11 protein-coding genes are annotated in these 17,851 nt (G+C 74.4%); 2 read left to right on the top strand and 9 right to left on the bottom strand.

Annotation, left to right across the window (positions count from 1 at the left end; all coding sequences use genetic code 11):
* Nucleotides 1-94: 94 nt before the first annotated feature.
* Nucleotides 95-1,084, bottom strand: a complete 990-nt coding sequence (locus AB0L40_RS03430) for a TIGR03557 family F420-dependent LLM class oxidoreductase (RefSeq protein WP_364349187.1) — start codon at nucleotides 1,082-1,084, stop codon at nucleotides 95-97.
* 173 nt (nucleotides 1,085-1,257) lie between these two features.
* Nucleotides 1,258-2,439 carry an alpha-hydroxy-acid oxidizing protein gene (locus tag AB0L40_RS03435; protein WP_364349190.1) on the bottom strand — a complete coding sequence of 394 codons (1,182 nt, stop codon included), beginning with the start codon at nucleotides 2,437-2,439 and terminating at the stop codon, nucleotides 1,258-1,260.
* A gap of 184 nt (nucleotides 2,440-2,623) precedes the next feature.
* On the opposite strand from AB0L40_RS03435, the gene AB0L40_RS03440 reads away from it, so the two are divergent.
* A complete protein-coding gene (locus AB0L40_RS03440) occupies nucleotides 2,624-3,769 on the top strand; it encodes a cyclopropane-fatty-acyl-phospholipid synthase family protein (RefSeq protein ID WP_364349193.1) in 1,146 nt (381 codons plus the stop codon).
* Nucleotides 3,770-4,020: 251 nt separating this feature from the next.
* On the opposite strand, the gene AB0L40_RS03445 is transcribed toward AB0L40_RS03440, so the two are convergent.
* The 4 genes from AB0L40_RS03445 to AB0L40_RS03460 form a co-directional block, all read right to left on the bottom strand.
* Nucleotides 4,021-7,947, bottom strand: coding sequence for a molybdopterin-dependent oxidoreductase (locus AB0L40_RS03445; protein WP_364349196.1), 3,927 nt, complete (start codon nucleotides 7,945-7,947; stop codon nucleotides 4,021-4,023).
* Complete coding sequence (locus tag AB0L40_RS03450; protein WP_364349199.1) at nucleotides 7,944-8,570, bottom strand: Rieske 2Fe-2S domain-containing protein; 627 nt, start codon at nucleotides 8,568-8,570, stop codon at nucleotides 7,944-7,946. Before AB0L40_RS03450 ends, AB0L40_RS03445 begins: the two co-directional genes overlap by 4 nt.
* Nucleotides 8,563-11,199: a nitrite reductase large subunit NirB gene (gene nirB, locus AB0L40_RS03455; protein WP_364349202.1), complete on the bottom strand. Its 2,637-nt coding sequence runs from the start codon at nucleotides 11,197-11,199 to the stop codon at nucleotides 8,563-8,565. The genes AB0L40_RS03450 and nirB overlap by 8 nt, the downstream gene beginning before the upstream one ends.
* A gap of 142 nt (nucleotides 11,200-11,341) precedes the next feature.
* On the bottom strand, nucleotides 11,342-12,886 hold the full coding sequence (locus AB0L40_RS03460) for an MFS transporter (protein ID WP_364349205.1): 1,545 nt from the start codon (nucleotides 12,884-12,886) through the stop codon (nucleotides 11,342-11,344).
* A 353-nt stretch (nucleotides 12,887-13,239) separates the two neighbouring features.
* Here AB0L40_RS03460 and AB0L40_RS03465 point away from each other — a divergent pair, with 353 nt between their 5' ends.
* Nucleotides 13,240-14,712, top strand: a complete 1,473-nt coding sequence (locus AB0L40_RS03465; protein WP_364349208.1) for an FAD-dependent monooxygenase — start codon at nucleotides 13,240-13,242, stop codon at nucleotides 14,710-14,712.
* Between the two features lie 52 nt (nucleotides 14,713-14,764).
* Here the strand turns inward: AB0L40_RS03465 and AB0L40_RS03470 are convergent, their stop codons facing one another.
* Genes AB0L40_RS03470 through AB0L40_RS03480 form a run of 3 tightly spaced genes read right to left on the bottom strand, consistent with a single transcriptional unit; the run spans nucleotide 14,765 to nucleotide 17,768 of the window.
* Complete coding sequence (locus AB0L40_RS03470; RefSeq protein WP_364349211.1) at nucleotides 14,765-15,793, bottom strand: hypothetical protein; 1,029 nt, start codon at nucleotides 15,791-15,793, stop codon at nucleotides 14,765-14,767.
* Nucleotides 15,790-16,470, bottom strand: a complete 681-nt coding sequence (locus AB0L40_RS03475) for a response regulator transcription factor (protein ID WP_364349214.1) — start codon at nucleotides 16,468-16,470, stop codon at nucleotides 15,790-15,792. The genes AB0L40_RS03470 and AB0L40_RS03475 overlap by 4 nt, the downstream gene beginning before the upstream one ends.
* Nucleotides 16,467-17,768, bottom strand: coding sequence for a glutamine synthetase family protein (locus AB0L40_RS03480; protein WP_364349216.1), 1,302 nt, complete (start codon nucleotides 17,766-17,768; stop codon nucleotides 16,467-16,469). Before AB0L40_RS03480 ends, AB0L40_RS03475 begins: the two co-directional genes overlap by 4 nt.
* Between the last annotated feature and the right edge of the window lie 83 nt (nucleotides 17,769-17,851).

Raw genomic sequence — 17,851 nt, forward strand, 5'->3', positions numbered from 1 at the left:
CCAGATCGAGGGCCGCTTCGCGGCCCTCGATCACTCAAACGCCGCGATCTCATGATCGGGGCCGCCGATTACCGGCACACCGGTGGATTCAGGCTCAGTCGCCGACGAGCGCCGGCAGGACCGTCCGGCCGTACGCCTTGATCGTGCCCATCGGGTCCGCGCTGCCGATCAGCTGGAGGCAGACGGCGTCGGCGCCGAGGTCCTCGATCTCCTTGATCCGCGCCACGTGCTCGTCGAGGTCGGCGGAGGCGATGAAGCCCTCGTGCGCGAACTCCTCGTCGGTCATCGTGCGGTCCGCCAGCTGCTGCATGTCGGCCTGGCCCGAGATGTCCGCGGTGTAGAGCTCCGGCAGCTGCGTCGGCTTCCACTTGCGGGCGCCGCGCAGCACCTCGTCCTGGGTCGCCGCCCAGGAGATGCCGCTCTGTAGGACGATCGTGCCGGGCTCCTTGCCCAGGTCGGAGCACGCGGCCCTGTAGGCGTCGATGACCGCCGGCGCCTGCTCGGGGTCGCCGAGGGTCCAGAGGCCGCTGCCGCGCTCGGCGGCGATCCTCGCGGCCTTCGGGCCGAAGGCGGAGACGATCATCCGCGGCGGGTTCTCCGGCAGCGTGAAGAGCTTGGCCTCCTTCAGCCGGAACCAGCCGCCGTCCATCGTCACGGTCTCGCCGGCCCACAGGCGGTTGATCGCCTCGAGGCCCGCATCGAAGCGCGCCTGCTGCTCCGCCACCGACGGCCAGTCGAGGCCCAGCGGTGACTCGTTGACCGACTCGCCCGAGCCGACGCCGAGGGTGATGCGGCCCGGATAGAGGCTGGCGAGCGCGGCGAAGGACTGCGCGATGACGCCCGGGTGGTAGTGGTGCTGCACCGGCGTGACGCCGGTGGCGAGCGGCAGCGTCGTGGCGGCGCCGATCGCGGAGAGGGTCACCCAGGCCTGCGAGCCCTGCCCGCCGGGGAACCACGGGCCGAAGTGGTCGGAGAGCCCGAGCGCGTCGAACCCCGCCTCCTCGGCGGCGACGGCCTGGGCCACCAGCTGCGGCGGCGTGAACTCCTCGGTGGATCCTGCGAACCAGTACTCGGTGGTCGACATGCGTGCTCCTCGGGCGGGACGGTCCGGGGTCGGTATGCGCGACCGCTACCCCTTCGGAACGTCCGGAACCGGTGGATGGTTGCGTGAGGAACCTCCGGGAGGTTGCGGGAAATCACAATGTGGGCGGGCGATCCCGCGACCGCGAGCCATCCGGGGCGGCGCTCCCGGGGTCCCTACGGCCGCGCGACGATCGCGTCCGGGCCGACGTCCGCCACGCTCGAGAGGCCGCACATCGCCAGCGACAGGTCGAGGTCGGCGAGCAGCGAGCGCACGACCTGCTCGACACCCTCCCGGCCCTCGAGCGCCAAGCCCCAGACCCACGGCCGCGCCACGAGCACGGCCCGAGCGCCGAGCGCCAGGGCCTTCAGCACGTCGGACCCGGTCCGCACCCCGGAGTCGACGAGGACGGGCACCGTCTCCGGCACCGCCGCGACGACCGCCGGCAGCTGGTCCAGCGCGCCGACCGAGCCGTCGACCTGCCGGCCGCCGTGGTTGGAGACGACGATCCCGTCGATCCCCAGCTCGACCGCGCGGCGGGCGTCGTCGGGGTGGATGATCCCCTTGACGAGCAGCGGCAGCGACGTCTCGGAGCGCAGCGCCGCGAGGTCGTCCCACGACATCTCGGGGTTCGGGAACGTCATCGCCCACATGCCGATCGCGGCCTGCGGGTCCTCCTCCGGCGTGCGCTCGAGCTTCGCGCGGAACGCCGGGTCCGACGTGTAGTTCGCGATGCCCTCGCCGAGCAGGAACGGCAGGTACGCGTTCTGCAGGTCCCGCGGCCGCCACGGCATCGTCAGCGTGTCGAGCGTGACGACGATCGCCTCGTTGCCGGCGGCCTCGGCGCGCGCGACCAGGCTGCGCCGGACCTCCGGGTCGTTGGGCGGGTAGAGCTGGAACCAGCGCGGCGCGTCCGGCGTCAGGGCGGCGATCTCCTCGATCGTCGACGACGCCGCGTTGCTGAGGACGTGGGTCACGCCGGTGGCGTTCGCGGCCCGGGCGACCGCGCCCTCGCCGTCGGGGTGGACGATCGACAGCACGCCGACGGGGCCGAGCAGGATCGGCGCGTTGAGCTTCGTGCCCAGGACGATCGTCGAGAGGTCGCGCGTGCCGACCTCGCCGAGCATCCGCGGCACGAGCCGGACCCGGTCGAACGCCTCGCGGTTGGCGTCCATCGTGCGCTCGTCGCCGGCGCCGCCGGCGACGTAGCCGTACTCGGCGGGGGACAGCTCCTGCTCGGCCCGCGCGCGCATCCCCTCGTAGGTCGTGGGCAGGAGCGGCTTCTCGCCGCCGAGGCCCTTCCCGTAGATCTCGAACTGGTAGACGCTCGGCGGGAGGTCGGGCTGCTCGGTCGACATGGCGCCAGCGTAGCCCGGCGGCGGTCCACGGTCGCGGCCGTCGTGGCCCGGGCCGCGAGCGGCGCCGACGTCCGTCCGCCCGGTGGTGATCGGCCGCGCGACCCGTCAGGGTTCGGGGCCCGCCGCGACGCCGCATCCGACCGCCGCCCGCGTCCGTTTCACCCTCCATGGAGGCACCCGCCCGATGACCCGCTCGACGCCGCGTCGCTACGCCGCCCTCGACCTGCTGCTGGAGAAGGGCCTGCTGCCCGACCCGGTGCTGCGGATCGGGACGCGCTTCGGCACCGCCAAGCGCCTGCGGCGGGAGGAGCGCGACGGGGTCGAGGCCCAGGACCGCCGGCTCGCCGAGCTCGTGCAGCGGATGTCGACCGGCAACGTCGCCGAGCTGCCGGAGAAGGCCAACGAGCAGCACTACGAGCTGCCTGCCGCCTTCCTCGGCCTGTTCCTCGGGTCACGCCGCAAGTACAGCGGCTGCCTGTGGTCCGACGGGGTCACGACGCTCGACGAGGCCGAGGAGGCGATGCTCGACCTCACGGTCACCCGCGCCGGCATCGAGGACGGCATGGACGTCCTGGACCTCGGCTGCGGCTGGGGCTCGGTGTCGCTCTACGTCGCCCAGCGGTTCCCGCACTGCACCGTCACGTCCGTGTCGAACTCGCGTCCGCAGCGCGAGTACATCGAGGCGAGGGCCCGGGAGCTCGGGGTCGCCGACCGCGTCCACGTGCAGACGACCGACGTCAACGTCCTCGAGCTCCCGCAGAACGCGTTCGACCGGGTGGTCTCGGTCGAGATGTTCGAGCACCTGCGCAACTGGAAGGAGCTGCTGCGGCGGATCTCCGGCTGGCTGCGCCCCGACGGCCGGCTCTTCGTGCACGTCTTCTCGCACCGCCGCCTCGCGTACCGCTTCACGGACTCCTGGGCGTCGGAGCGGTTCTTCACCGAGGGCACGATGCCGTCGCACGACCTGCTCGAGCGCTTCCAGGACGACCTGGCGCTGACGGAGCGCTGGGCGGTCTCCGGCACCCACTACGCGCGCACGCTGCAGGAGTGGCTCCAGCGCCTGGACTCCAACCGCGACGCGGCGCTGGCGCTGCTGGAGCCCGAGCGCGGTCGCCGCGGCGCGCGCCGGCTCTTCGGCACGTGGCGGCTGTTCCTGCTCTCGACCGACGAGGTCTGGGGCCACCAGCACGGCAACGAGTGGATCGTCTCCCACTACCTGCTGGCGCCGCGGGCGGCGCAGTCCGGCTGGTCGGCCGAGGACGACGCCGCGCGGGCGGCGGACGCGGTCGAGACGGCGGACGAGTCGGCGTCGGCGCCCAGCGGGGACTGACCCGGGCGCGCGGCCGGCCTCGCGCGGCCACGACCGGGGGCCGCTGCTGGCGGACGCCCGGCCGCGACGGGCGGGCCTTGCGGATCCGGGCGGCCCGCGGGGCCCGGGCCCCCCGGCCCCCGCCGCGGAGCGAGCCGGCCCCCCCCCCCCCCGCCGGGGCCCCCCCCCCCCCCCCCCCCCCGGCGCCCGCCCCCCCCCCCCCGGCGGCCGGCGCCCCCCGCCTACCCGGCGCCCGCCTACCCGACCCCCGCCTACCCCGCGACCGCCTCCGCCGCCTGCGCCGCCAGCAGCGCCTCGACCTGGGTCGCGCAGCCGCCGCAGCCCCCCGACGCGCCGGTCGCGTCCTTGACCGCGCCGAGGGTCGCGCAGCCGTCGCCGATCGCGCCGCGGATGGTGCCCGCCGTGACCTGGTTGCAGGAGCAGACGAGCTGGGTGTCCGGGACCGCGCGCGGGGCGCCTCCGGATCCGACCAGGGCGTCGAGCAGGTCGTCGGGGACGAGCTCTCCGCCGACGCCGACCGGGCCGCCCGCGGTCAGCCCGGTCAGCTCCGCGGCGAGGGACAGGTCGCCGAGCAGGACCGCGCCCTCGAGTCGGCCGTCGCGCAGCGCGAGGCGCCGGTAGTTGCCGCGCCGCGTGTCGACGGAGATGACCTCGTCGACGTCGTCGTCGTCCGTGTTCGCCCACGGGTGGCCGCACGCGAAGAGGTCGATGCCGACGACCTTCAGCGTCGTCGCCAGCGGGCTGCCCTGGTAGCCCGCCGGGACCCCCGCGATCGTCGCGCCGGCCGTCCGCGCCTGGGCCGCGATCGGCGGCCAGAGGCCGTAGACGATGCCGCGGTGCTGGGCGCACTCGCCGACCGCCCAGACGTTCGGGGCGCTCGTGCGCAGCTCGTCGTCGACGACGATCGCGTGGTCGCAGGCGATGCCCGAGCGCTTCGCCACGCGGATCTCCGGCCGGATGCCGGTGGCGACGACGACGAGGTCCGACGCGAGCTCGTCGCCGTCGGCGAAGCGCACGCCCGTGACGTGCTTGCCGCCGACGATCCGGTCGGTCTGCTGCTCGAACAGGAGCTGGATCCCGAGCTCGCGGATCCGGCGCTCCAGCAGGCGCGCGGCGCCGCGGTCCAGCTGGCGCTCCATCAGGCGGTTGCCGCGGTGGACGATCGTGACGGACGCGCCGTGCTCGGCCAGGCCGGCCGCGGCCTCGAGGCCCAGCAGCCCGCCGCCGATGACGGTCGCCATCGCGCCGCGGCGGACCATCCGGTTCAGCCGCCCGGCGTCCGCGCGGGTGCGGAACGGGACGACGCCCGGCAGGTCGAGCCCGAGGATCGGCGGCGTCGCGGGCTGCGAGCCGGTGCAGATGACCGCGCGGTCGTACGGGATCCGCTCGCCGCTCTCGAGCTCGACCTCCATCGCCCCGGTGTCCAGCCGCTTGACCCATGTGGACAGCCGCAGGTCGATGTCGTGCGCGGCGTACCACTCCTGCGGGCGCAGGGCGACGTCCTCGCGCGGGTCGGGCGTGATCAGGTGCGAGATCCGCACGCGGTCGTACGGGGCGTCCGCCTCGCCGCAGAGGATGGTGACCTCCCAGTGCGCGGACGGGCGGTGCGCGAAGGCGGCCTCGATCACGGCGATCGACGCCATGCCGCCGCCGACGATCACGAGGCGCTCGCGGCGCCGGCCCGGCCGCTCGCGGCGCCCGGCGGATCCGGCCGGGGGGTCGTTCCGGGGCGGGGCGCCCTGGTCGTCCGGTCGGTCGCCGCCGTCCGCGGGGCCGGTTCGCTCGCGGTCGGCGGGACGCTCGCGCGTCGGCAGCGCGGCCACCAGCGCCTCGACGCGCACGGCCATCGCCTTGAGCTCCGGCTGGCGCGACACGGGGTCGGTCGCGTCGTGGCTGAGCGCGTTGAGCTGGCCGTCGCCGGCCGGAGCATGCAGGAGCCCCCAGTGGAACGGGGCGAACGCGACGCCCGGCCGGATCGCCCCGCCGCGCAGCGCGCCGCCGGAGCGCACGGCGTCGCTCGGGTCCTCGGCCGGGATCCGCGCCCGGACGATGGCCTCCCCGCGGCGCGAGACCAGGCGCACGCGCTCGCCGTCGGTCACGCCGGCGCGGCGGGCGTCGTCGGGGTGCAGCTCGACGAACGGCTCGGGGTCGGCCGCCAGCAGCTGCGGCGACTTGCCCGTCCGCGTCATCGTGTGCCACTGGCCGCCGACGCGTCCGGTGGTGAGGATCAGCGGATGGTCGTCGTCCGTGGCCTCGAACACGGGCCCCTCGTCCAGCCGGCCCAGGCGCGCGCGGCCCGACGGGGTCGGGAAGACGTGGTCGGGGTAGAGCCGCGGGCTGTGGTGCGCGCGGTCGGGTCTGCTCGGGGCTCGGTCGCCGGACGGCGAGCGCGGGTCGGCGCGCGAGGCGTCCGCAGCCGCGGTCTGCCCAGCGTCCACCGCGTCGCCCAGCGAACCATCCGCCGCGACGGTCGCAGCATCGTCCCCGGCGAGCACCGGGTCCCGGAGCCGCTCGGCCCGCTCGGCGTCCTCGGCGGTGAACGGCCAGCGGACGCTGCCGTCTCGGCCCAGGCGGCCGTGGGTCAGGCCGGTCTGGTCGCAGACACGGCCCGCGGTCAGGCCGACGAACTCGGCGTGGACGGCGGCGGCGTCGGGCCAGGAGAACTGCTCCTCCCAGCCCATCGCGGCCGCGAGCCGCGCCAGGATCTGCCAGTCGGGCAGCGCCTCGCCGGGCGGATCGATCGCCTTGCGCATCAGCGTCACTCGCCGCTCGGATCCCGTGGTCGTCCCGGACTTCTCCAGCCACTGCGCGGCGGGCAGGACGAGGTCGGCGACGGCGGTGGTCTCCGTCGGGTGGTAGGCGTCCTGGACGACCACGAGGTCGGCGCGGCGGAGCGCCTCGAAGACCTTCGCGCTGTCGGGCAACGAGACCGCGGGATTCGTGGCCATGATCCAGACGGCCTTCACCGTCCCGGCGTGCAGGGCGTCGATCAGGTCGGTCGCGACGAGCCCGGGGCGCTCGCTGATCCCGGCGGCGGTCGGGGGGAGCCGCCAGTACGTGTTGACGGTCTCGCGGTCCTCGGCGGACGCCGCGTTGCGGTAGCCCGGCAGGAACGTCGACAGGCCGCCGACCTCGCGGCCGCCCATCGCGTTGGGCTGGCCGGTCAGGGACAGCGGGCCGGCGCCGGGGCGACCGACGTGGCCGGTCGTCAGGCAGAGCGCGTGCAGCGCGCGGTTCTTGTCCGTGCCCACGACCGACTGGTTCGCGCCCATCGTCCAGCAGGTCATCGCGGCACCGGCGGTCGCGAAGCGGCGGGCGGCGTCCTCGATCAGCGCGGCGGGGACGCCGGAGACCTCGGCCGCGCGCTCCACCGGCCACTCGCCGACCTGGGCGCGCAGGTCCTCCCAGCCCTCGGTGTGGTCGGCCAGGAACGCCTCGTCGGTCAGGCCGTCGCGTTCGATCACGTGCAGCATCCCGAGCAGCAGCGGCACGTCGCCACCGGGACGGACGGGCAGGTGCAGGTCGGCCTGCTCGGCGGTCTGCGTGCGACGCGGGTCGACGACGATGACCTGGCACGGCCCACGACCGTCGCGCTCGGGGCGCTGCTGGGCGTCACGGATCCGGCTCCACACGATCGGGTGGCAGGCCACGGCGTTGGATCCGAGCAGCAGGATGCAGTCGGCCTCGTCGATGTCGTCGTAGCTGGGGAGCGGCCCGTCGGACCCGAACGTCGCCTTGTAGCCGGCGACGGCCGAGCTCATGCACAGCCGGGAGTTCGAGTCGACGGTGTTCGTGCCGATGAAGCCCTTGGCGAGCTTGTTGACGACGTAGTAGTCCTCGGTCATCAGCTGCCCGGAGACGTAGAACGCGACGGCCTCGGGGCCGTGCTCGTCGATGATCGCCCGCAGGCGCTCCGCCGCCCAGCCGAGGCCCTCGTCCCACGTGACGTCGCGCCACGGGCCGTCGGCGACCTCGCGCCGGCGCGGCGTCGTGGCGCGGTCGCGGGAGTGGGCGGCCCCGGGCATCGCCAGGGGCTTCGCGCACGTGCGACCGCGGTTGACGGGGTGCTCCTCGTCGCCCTCGACGCGGACCAGCCGTCCGCGCTCGACGGTCGCCTTCAGCCCGCAGCCGGTCCCGCAGTACGGGCAAGCCGTGCGGACGGTGCGCTGCGCCGTCACGCGGCCGCCGTCGACGAGGATCGCGGCGACGGGTCTTCGGACGCGGACCGTGGCGTCGGGGTCCCGGCGGTCGACGACGGTCGCCGGGGCGGTCCTCCGGCCGCCGACGCAGACGGGGACGATGCGGGGCGCCGCGTCGCGACGAACGGGTTCGCGTCGCCGGTGGGTGAGGCCGCGATCGCCGCGCCGATCGCGCCGGCGGTCACGCGCGGGGCGGGCGCGGGCGCCGCTCCGGCACCGGCGGCGATCCGGACCCACAGCCGGCCGCCGGCGACGACGACGTCGTGGATCGGGACGACGGTGTCGTCGCCCTTGACCTCGCCGGTCGTCAGGTCCAGGCGCCAGTTGTGCAGCGGGCAGGTGACGCAGCCGTCGGCGACGAGGCCGTCCGAGAGCGGGCCGCCCTTGTGCGGGCACGCGGCGTCCGTGGCGGCGAAGCCCGTCGGCAGGCGGAAGACGGCGACGCGCCGGCCGTCGACGGTGGCGCTGCGGCCCTCGAGCATCGGGACGTCCGCGGACGAGCCGACGTCCGTGAAGCCGCCGGCGCGCAGGGCCTCGAGGTCGGCGGGGCTGGTGGTCCCCGCCTCGGCGACGGGGGAACGGGCGATCGTCACGTCACGCATCGGGAGTCTCCTGGCGGGTCGGGGTGGTGGGGCGCAGCGCGCCGGCGGCGCGGCCGCCCTCGACGCGGTGCACGACGAGCGGGCGCTCCACGGAGCCGCCACCGCCGTCGTCCGGACCGTCGACGGCGGCGCCCGGGGGCGGGCCGATCGGCGTGGCGGCCGTGTCGAGCTCCTCGAACTGCTTCGGCACGGCCGGGGCGCGGCGCTCGCGCCACGGGTCGGGGTCGCTCGCCGCCTTGGCGATCCTGAAGCGCTCGTACAGCTCGGCCGGCTCGCCGTGCTCCTCGTCGAGCACGGCGGTCTGGATCGTCTCGAGGCCGACGCGCTCGACGAACGGCATCGTGCGCTCGAGGTACTCCGCGTGCTCCCGGTAGTACTGGAGGAAGATGCACGCGGTCTTCAGCGTCTCGTCCTTGCCCTCGATCGTGGCGAGCAGCTCGCCCTTCTTGATCGTACCGGCGCCGCCGCCGCCGACGTAGATCTCCCAGCCGCCCTCGATCGCGACGATGCCGATGTCCTTGATCAGCGACTCGGCGCAGTTGCGCGGGCAGCCGGACACCGCGAGCTTGACCTTGTGGGGCGTGTAGAGGCCCTCGATCATCTGCTCCAGCTCGATCCCGGCGTTCATGGAGTCGCCGAGGCCGAAGCGGCAGAAGCCGGTGCCGACGCACGTCTTGACCGTGCGGACGGACTTGGCGTAGGCGTGGCCGGAGGGCATGTCGAGCGCCTCCCAGACCGCGGGGAGGTCCTCCTTCTTGATGCCCAGCAGGTCGATCCGCTGGCCGCCGGTGACCTTCACCAGGGGGACCTCGAACTGCTCGGCGACGTCGGCGATCCGGCGCAGCTCGGAGGGGGTGGTGACACCGCCGCGCATGCGCGGGACGACGGAGAACGTGCCGTCGTTCTGGATGTTCCCGTGGACGCGGTCGTTGATGAAGCGGGCGTGGCGCTCCTCGCGGTGCTGGTTCTGGTTGACCTCGGAGACGAGGTAGGCCAGGCCCGGCTTGCAGGAGCCGCAGTCGCGGCCGGCGCCGCACGCGGCGGAGAGCTCGGAGACCGACTCGCAGCCCTGCTCGCGGGCGACCGCGGCGAGGTCGTCGCGCGTCTGCTTGCGACACGGGCAGAGGTAGGTGGCCTCGTCGACCTTGCCGCCGCGGACGACCTTGAGGATCTCCGACACGACCGGCTTGCACGAGCCGCAGCCGGCGCCGGCGCGCGTGGTGGAGACGACCTCTTGGGTGGACCCGAGGTCGTTCTCGACGATCGCCTTGACGATGTCGCCCTTGCAGACGCCGTTGCAGTTGCAGACCTGCGCGGTGTCGGGCAGGTCGGCGGGGGAGGCCTGCGACGCCTCGGCCAGCAGGGCGAGCGGGTCCTCGACCTCGATGGCGTTCTTGACGCCGTCGAGCAGCAGCTCGTGGCCGCGGGTGTCGCCCATCAGGATCGCGCCCGCGAGCCGGCCGTCGCGGACGACGAGCTTGCGGTAGATCCCGGCCTCGCGGTCGTGGACGGCGGCGGACGTCGCGTGCCCGACGGTCGGCGGCGAGCCGGGCGGCGGAGCGCCGGACGCGTCGGCGTCGCCGATCGACACGAGGTCGACGCCCATGACCTTGAGCTTCGCCGACAGGATCGAGCCCTCGTAGGCGCGCGTGGCGCCCTCGGACGGCAGCTCGGCGTCCATCGTCTCGCCCGCCGCGGCGAGCGCGACGATCGTCTCGGCGGCGACCAGCGCCTGCTCGTGGATCGGCGCCACGATGCCGTAGACCATGCCGCGGTGCTGGGCGCACTCGCCGACGGAGAGGACCCGCGGGTGCGAGGTCAGCATCCGGTCGTCGACGACGATGCCGCGCTCGACGGCCAGGCCCGACGCCTTCGCCAGGTCGGTCCGGGAGCGGATGCCGATCGCGACGACGACGAGGCCGCAGTCGAGCTGCTCGCCGTCCTGGAAGCGCAGGCCGCGGGCGCGGTCGGGCCCCAGGATCGACCGGGTCTGGCGCTCGAGCAGGACGGTGACGCCGAGCTCCTTCAGCGCGGGCTCGAGGAGCTCGGCGGCCGGGTCGTCCAGCTGCCGTTCCATCAGGCGGTCCATCAGGTGCACGACGGTGACCGACGCGCCCTGCGACGCGACGCCGTAGGCGGCCTCGAGGCCGAGCAGCCCGCCGCCGATCACCGCGACCTCGACCCCGTCGGCCGCGGCCTTGCGGATCGTCTGGCAGTCCTCGGGCCCGCGGAACGGGATGACGCCGGGCAGCTCGATGCCCGGCAGCGGTGGCATCAGCGGCTCGGACCCGGTGCAGAGGACCGTCCGGCGGAACGTGATCGACGCGCCCGACGCGAGGGTCGCGAGGCCGGCGTCGGCGTCCAGGGTGGCGACGCGGTCGCCCACGTGGACGGCGACGCGCTGGTCCTCGTACCACTCGTCCGGCCGCAGCTGCAGGGCCTCGGGATCCTTGCCGTCGACCAGCAGGTGGGAGAGCGACACGCGGTCGAACGGGAGCCGCGGCTCCTCGCAGACCATCGCGATCGTCGTCGCGGCGTCGCGTTCGCGGACGGCTTCGCAGACCGCCTGGCCGGCGATGCCGCCGCCGATCACCAGGAGGTCCGTGTGGGTGTGCTGGGGAGTGGTCATCGAAGGTCTCGTGATCGTGAGGGAAGGGACGGTGGGGACGGTCGGACGGGGCCGCGGACGACGTGGGCGCGCCGCCCGGGGGAGGGGCGGCGGCGCCCGGGGTCGGGCGGGAGCGGGGGCCGCGGTGGCCGCCCGGCGTGGGTCAGACCGACGCCTCCGCCACGCTGGGGACCGGCCCCGTGGCCGAGGACCGGCGCAGGTAGAACGCCCAGGTCATGAGCGCCATGACGACGTAGGCGCCGAGGAAGACCCAGAGCGCGCCGACGGACCAGTCGGCGTTCGCGGCGGCGACCTGGACCTTCTCGGCCGGCGTGTCCGCCGCCTTGACCGCGGCGGTGACGCCGAGGCTGGCCTGGCGGAAGGCGAGCTGGATGAAGAAGCCGCCGAGCGCGCCGATCGCGCCGGCGATGCCGATGACCGCCGCGGCCTGGCGCTTGAAGTCGAGCTTCGTGGCGGCGTCCTCGCCCTCGCGGCGGCCGAGCGCCGAGAAGATCGCGGGGATCATCCGGTACGTCGAGCCGTTGCCGGCGCCGGCGAGCAGGAAGATCACGCAGTAGGCGCCGAAGAAGAGGCCGAAGCTGCGGTCGTTGACGCCGACGATCGCCAGCAGCGTGAAGAGCGCCATCCCGACGAAGCAGGCGAGGGTGACCTTCGCGCCGCCGACGCGGTCCGACAGCCAGCCGCCGATCGGGCGGGCGATCGACCCGATCAGCGCGCCGATGAAGCCGAGCCCGGCGAGGTACGTCGCGATGAACGTGTGGTTGGCGAGGAACTCCGGGAACGTGTTCTTGATGACGAGCGGCAGCGCGAAGCTGTAGCCGATGAACGAGCCGAAGGTGCCGATGTAGAGCACCGACATGATCCAGGCGTGCGGCTGCTTGGCGGCCTTGACGTACGACGCCTTGTCGGCCTTCGCCTGCGACAGCGAGTCCATGTAGAGGTACGCGCCGAGCGAGGCGATGACGATGAACGGGATCCAGATCAGGCCGGCGTAGGCGAGGTGGACCTCGTGGGGCATCGCCTTCACGGCCGCGGCGGGGACGCCGACGATGATGATCAGCGGCACGACGAGCTGGGCGACGGCGACGCCGAGGTTGCCGCCGGCGGCGTTCAGGCCGAGCGCCGCGCCCTTGTGCTTCTCGGGGTAGAAGTACGAGATGTTGGCCATCGAGGAGGAGAAGTTGCCTCCGCCGACGCCGGCCGTCGCGGCGCAGAGCATCAGCACCCAGAGCTGGGTGTCGTGGGACTGGTCGGCGAGCCAGCCGCTCGGGACGACGATCGCCAGGAGCAGCGCCGGGACGAACAGGAGCGACGCGCTGACCACGGTCCAGGCCCGTCCGCCGAAGCGCGGGACCGCGAAGGTGTAGGGGATCCGCAGGAACGACCCGACGAGGTTCGGCAGCGCGGTCAGCCAGAACAGCTCGGAGAGGCTGAGCGTGATGCCGACGTTGACGAGGTTGATCGCGATGACGCCCCAGATGACCCAGAGCGAGAAGCCGATGTGCTCGGCGAAGATCGAGAACGCGAGGTTCTTCTTGGCGATCTTCTTGCCGGTCGACTCCCAGAACGCCTCGTCGTCGGGGTTCCAGTCGTCGATCCAGCGGCCCCGGCGCGACGAGCCGGATGGCGTCTGCGAGGGACCGGAGGGCGGCAGCGAGGTGCGCGGAGGTTCGGTGGTGACGGCCATGACGAGGGTTCTACGGAGCCTCCGTGACCGCACCGTGCCCGTTGCATGACGGAAGGCGCACGGTCGTGTTGCTGCTCTGTTTCAGGACCTGTGACGGTCGTCACCGAGGCCGTGATCACGGTGCACGGAGGGTGGTCCCGTCGCGTGATGTCCGCGGCGGACGGGCGCCGCCTTCGACGCCCGGCGGCGCCGGACGGTGCCCACGGCGCGCGGCGCCCGGAACGCCGAGAGGGGACGGCGAACCGTCCCCTCCATAGCCAATGTATAGCGCACACGAAGGCCTCATGAGGCCGTGATCCGTGTCCCATACTCGTCCGTCGCAGGGGCTCGGATGCGGACATCGGAGGAGCGGGATGGGGACGACGGAGCACGACGTGGTGATCGCCGGGGGAGGCCCGACGGGGCTGGTGCTGGCGGCCGAGCTGGCGCTGGCGGGGACCGACGTGGCGGTCGTCGAGCGCCGGACCGGCCACGAGCCGGTCGGGTCGCGGGCGAAGGGCTTCAACGCACGGACGATCGAGCTGCTCGACCAGCGCGGGGTCGCCGGACGGTTCCTCGCCGAGGCCCACACGCACGCGGTCGTGCCGTTCGGCACGGCCCGGCTGGACCTCGGCGATCTGCCGTCGCGCCACCCGTACGTCGTCGGGATCCCGCAGGAGCGGGTCGAGCGGCTGCTGGGCGCCTGGGCCGCCGACCTGTCGGTCCCGGTGCTCCGCGGGATCGAGGTGACGGACTTCGCGCAGGATGCGACCGGGGTGGACGTGCGGCTGTCGGACGGCCGGATGCTGCGGGCCGGCTGGCTGGTGGGCTGCGACGGCGGGCGGAGCCTGGTCCGGAAGGAGGCCGGCATCGCCTTCCCGGGCCGGGACGCGACGCGCAGCACGCTGATCGCGGAGGGGGTCGCCATGGCCGAGGAGCCGCCGGTGGGCCTGCGCCACGACGCCGCCGGTGTCCACGGGATCGTCCCGGCGGGGGACGGCACGTTCTCGGTCGTCGTCACGGAGCGGGCCGTCGGTCCGGGGACGGAGCCCACGCCCGAGGACCTCCGGTCCGCGCTGGCGGCCGCGTTCGGCACCGACTTCGGCGCCGGTGGCCCGGCGTGGATCTCGCGGTTCACCGACGCGACGCGGCAGGCCGCGGCGTCCCGGGCGGGCCGGGTCCTGATCGCCGGCGACGCGGCGCACGTGCACTACCCGGTGGGCGGGCAGGGCCTCGGCCTCGGCGTGCAGGACGCCGTGAACCTCGGGTGGAAGCTGGCCGCCGTCGCCGCCGGGCACGCCCCCGAGGGCCTGCTCGACACCTACGACGCCGAGCGTCGTCCGGCGGTCGCGCGGGTGCTCCGCCACACGATGGCGATGGGGACGATGCAGCGCCGCGACGGGCACATGGACGCGCTGGTCGAGACGGTCTCGGAGCTCGCCGCGCTCCCGGACGCGCGACGGTTGCTGACCGGACTCGCCTCCGGCCTCGACGTCCGTTACGACCTCGGCGAGGGCCATCCGCTGCTCGGGCGACGCATGCCCGACCTCGACCTGGAGACCGCGGACGGCCCGGTCCGCGCCTTCGCGCTGCTGCACGACGCCCGACCGGTGCTGCTGCACCTCGGGGTGCCGGGCCGCCTCGGGGTCGCCGGGTGGTCGGACCGCGTCCGGCTGGTCGATGCGCGTCACGACGGCGCGTGGGAGCTCCCCGTGCTCGGCGCCGTCGCGGCGCCGGACGCCGTCCTGATCCGGCCGGACGGCCACGTCGCCTGGGTCGGGGACGGCCCGGCGGCCGGACTCGAGGACGCGCTGGCGCGGTGGTTCGGGCCGCCGGCCGGAGAGTGAGCGCGGCGGACCACCGCGTCGAACGTCGTCGGCCTGCGGGGTCCGGGGCCGCTCAGACCGTCAGCGCGTCCAGCGTCGCCGCGGCGCGCCCGTCCGCGATCGCCGCCCGCGACGCGGCGACGCCGGCGAGCACCGTCGGCGCGACGCCGCAGGCGTGCAGGCGCAGGCCGGCGCTGAGCGTCACGGTCGACGCGACGATGCGGTCGGCGGAACCGTCGACCACGGCGCGCGTCATCGCGGCCGCGGCCTCGGCGCCGGGCGCCGGCGCCAGGTTGTCGCCGACGGACTCGGGCAGGTCCATCTTCTCGCCGTTCAGATGGGCCGACGGGCGGCCCGGCCGCATGATGTCCGAGCCCTCGGGGCCGCGGACGGCGTAGGAGCGCTCGGCGCCCAGCAGGTCCAGCGCCCCGCACAGGCGGGCCGCGTACTGGCTGTGCGCGTAGCCGACGATGAAGCGCTTCGCGCCGAACCAGTCGACGAGCTTCTCCGCCGAGTGGATCGGGCTGCGCAGGCCGACCTCGTCGCGGATCGTCGCCACGCTCTGCCAGCCGGCGAGCAGCTCGGCGACGTGGACGACGGTGACGCCGGTGCGCTCGAGCATCGCCTCGCTCTCGGGGCCCGTCGGCCGCGCGGGCCCGCCGAGGACGCCGAGGACGTCGGCGGGCGTGACGCCGTACTTCGGGCCGAGCGTCGTGCCGCAGTGGATCACGACCCCGGCGCCTGCGGCCGCCGCGACGACGCCGGCGGCGAGCGACAGCGACGGGGCGTCGACGCACCCGTCGTAGCCGCCCGCGCACGCGACGAGCGTCCGGTCGGTGCGGGCCGTGAGCGGGGTCGCGCGCTCGCGCAGCGCGTCGGCCATCCCGGCGAGCTCCTCGGGGTTCTCGCCCTTGATGCGCATGGCGGTCAGGAACGCTGCGCTCTGCACGTCCGTCGCCTCGCCGGCCAGGATCATCCGCGTGGCGTCGTGGGCCTCCTCGCGGGTCAGCGGGCGGCGGCCGCGCTCGCCCGTGCCGACGGTCTTGATGTAGGCGCGGAAGCCGGTGTAGATCGACCGTCGCGGGATGCTCCTGACCGTCATGGGCTGCACTCCAGGATCTCGAATCGGTACCCGACCGACCGGATGGTCTTCAGGCGTTGTGCATGCTCGACGCCGAGCTTCGCCCGCACCCGGCGGACGTGGACGTCGACCGTCCGCGCCCCGCCGTAGTAGTCGTAGCCCCAGACGCTGGTGAGCAGCGCCTCGCGCGAGAACACGCGGTTGGGGTGCGTCGCGAGGAAGCGCAGCAGCTCGTACTCGGTGTAGGTGAAGTCGACCGGGGTCGCGTCGATCGTCACCTGGTAGGTGGCGAGGTCGATCTCGAGCGTGCCGGCGCGGACGACGTCGTCGGCGCTGATGCCGTTGACCTGCTTGCGGGCCCGGGCGATCCGCATCCGGAACTCCGCGGGCAGGAACGGCGTGACGAGCAGCTCGTCGACGCCGATCAGGGCGCCCGCGTCGTCGAGCTGCTCGGGCCCGAGCGACAGCACGATCGGGACGTCCTGCAGGTCGGGCGCCGCGCGCAGCGACGCGACGGACGCGACGTTGCCCAGGACGATCGCGATGTCCGGGGTGCCGCGGCCGGGGGACGCGCCCTGGTCGACGTCGATCGAGCCGTTCGCGTGCGCGCGCAGCGGCCGGAAGCCGAGCTCCGCCACGGCGCGGGCGGTCTCCGAGACGACGCCCTCGTCGTCCCCGATGATCCAGGCGTCGCTCACAGCCGCCTGAGGAGGGTCGTGCGCTCGTACTCGGTGACGGTCGCCCGCTCGGCCTCGAGCTCGCCGCGCTTGTTGCGCAGGACGGCGTCGACGAGCCGGTCGCCGAGGAGGTCGCGGACGAGCTCGGAGCCGTCGAGCGCGTCGGCGGCCTCGTTGAGCGTGGCGGGCAGCGGCGGCGCGGTCGGCGGGTCCTCGTCCGGCACCGGTGCCTGGTAGGCGGCCTCGACGCCGCGCAGGCCAGCGCCGATCACGGCGGCGAGCGCGAGGTACGGGTTGCAGCCGGGGTCCGGGGAGCGCAGCTCGATCCGGGCGGCGTCGGCGAGCTCCGGACGGTTGCTGGGCACGCGGACCAGCGACGAGCGGCCGTGCAGCGTCCACGTCGTGGCCTCGGGCGCCTCGAAGCCCGGGGCCAGGCGCTTGTAGGAGTTCGACCACTGGTTCGTCAGCGCGGTGAACTCGCGGGCGTGGGCGAGCACCCCGGCGAGGAAGGCGCTGCCCAGCGGCGACAGCGGCCGCAGCGGGTCGGGGTCGAAGAACGCGTTCTCGCCGTCCTCGAACAGCGACAGGTGCAGGTGCAGGCCGGACCCGAACGCGCCGGTCAGCGGCTTGGGCATGAACGACGCGAGCGCCCCGTGCTCGGCGGCGACCTGCTTGGCGGCGGCGCGCAGCGTGACGATCGCGTCGGCCATCGACAGCGCGTCGGTGTGGACGAGGTCGATCTCGTGCTGGGACGGCGCCGCCTCGTGGTGCGACGCCTTGACGGGGATCCCCATGCCCTCGAGGTGCTCGATCGTGCGGCGGCGGACCGGCGAGCCGGAGTCCTGGGCCTGGAAGTCGAAGTACGAGCCGTCGTCGGTCGGGCGGCCCTCCTGGTCGAAGAGGAAGAACTCGACCTCGGCGCCGACCTGCAGCTCGTAGCCGAGCTCCGCCGCCTGGGCGAGGACGCGGTCCAGCGCGGCGCGCGAGTCCCCGGCGGACGGGGAGCCGTCGGGCTTCTGGATGTTGCAGAAGACCCGGGCGACCCGCTCGTCCGGCGTCCAGGGCAGCACCTGGAAGGTCGACGGGTCCGGCACCGCGATGACGTCGCGCTCCAGGCCGCGGAACGTGCCGTCCAGGGCTGAGCCGTCGATCCCGACGCCGCGCTCCAGCGCGCCCTCGAGCTCGGAGATCGGGATCGCGACCGCCTTCAGGAGCCCGAGGACGTCCACGAACCACAGCCGCACGAAGCGCACGTCCCGGCGCTTGGCGGTGCGCAGGGCGAACTCTGCCTCGGGGGTCGCGTCGACGTCGTGCACCACGGATGACCCTGACATCGGGCGTCGGCCCGGCGTTTCGACAGCCGTCCAGGCTGCCGGGCGGGTGTTGTCCCCCGGGTGTTGGA

The sequence above is a fragment of the Patulibacter sp. NPDC049589 genome (genome assembly GCF_040675535.1).
GTDB lineage: Bacteria > Actinomycetota > Thermoleophilia > Solirubrobacterales > Solirubrobacteraceae > Patulibacter.

Excerpts from the sequence above, each read along its gene's own strand:
- AB0L40_RS03430 (WP_364349187.1), bottom strand. The coding sequence starts at position 1,084 with ATGTCGACCACCGAGTACTGGTTCGCAGGATCCACCGAGGAGTTCACG.
- AB0L40_RS03435 (WP_364349190.1), bottom strand. The coding sequence starts at position 2,439 with ATGTCGACCGAGCAGCCCGACCTCCCGCCGAGCGTCTACCAGTTCGAG.
- AB0L40_RS03440 (WP_364349193.1), top strand. The coding sequence starts at position 2,624 with ATGACCCGCTCGACGCCGCGTCGCTACGCCGCCCTCGACCTGCTGCTG.
- AB0L40_RS03450 (WP_364349199.1), bottom strand. The coding sequence starts at position 8,570 with ATGCGTGACGTGACGATCGCCCGTTCCCCCGTCGCCGAGGCGGGGACC.
- nirB (WP_364349202.1), bottom strand. The coding sequence starts at position 11,199 with ATGACCACTCCCCAGCACACCCACACGGACCTCCTGGTGATCGGCGGC.
- AB0L40_RS03460 (WP_364349205.1), bottom strand. The coding sequence starts at position 12,886 with ATGGCCGTCACCACCGAACCTCCGCGCACCTCGCTGCCGCCCTCCGGT.
- AB0L40_RS03465 (WP_364349208.1), top strand. The coding sequence starts at position 13,240 with ATGGGGACGACGGAGCACGACGTGGTGATCGCCGGGGGAGGCCCGACG.
- AB0L40_RS03470 (WP_364349211.1), bottom strand. The coding sequence starts at position 15,793 with ATGACGGTCAGGAGCATCCCGCGACGGTCGATCTACACCGGCTTCCGC.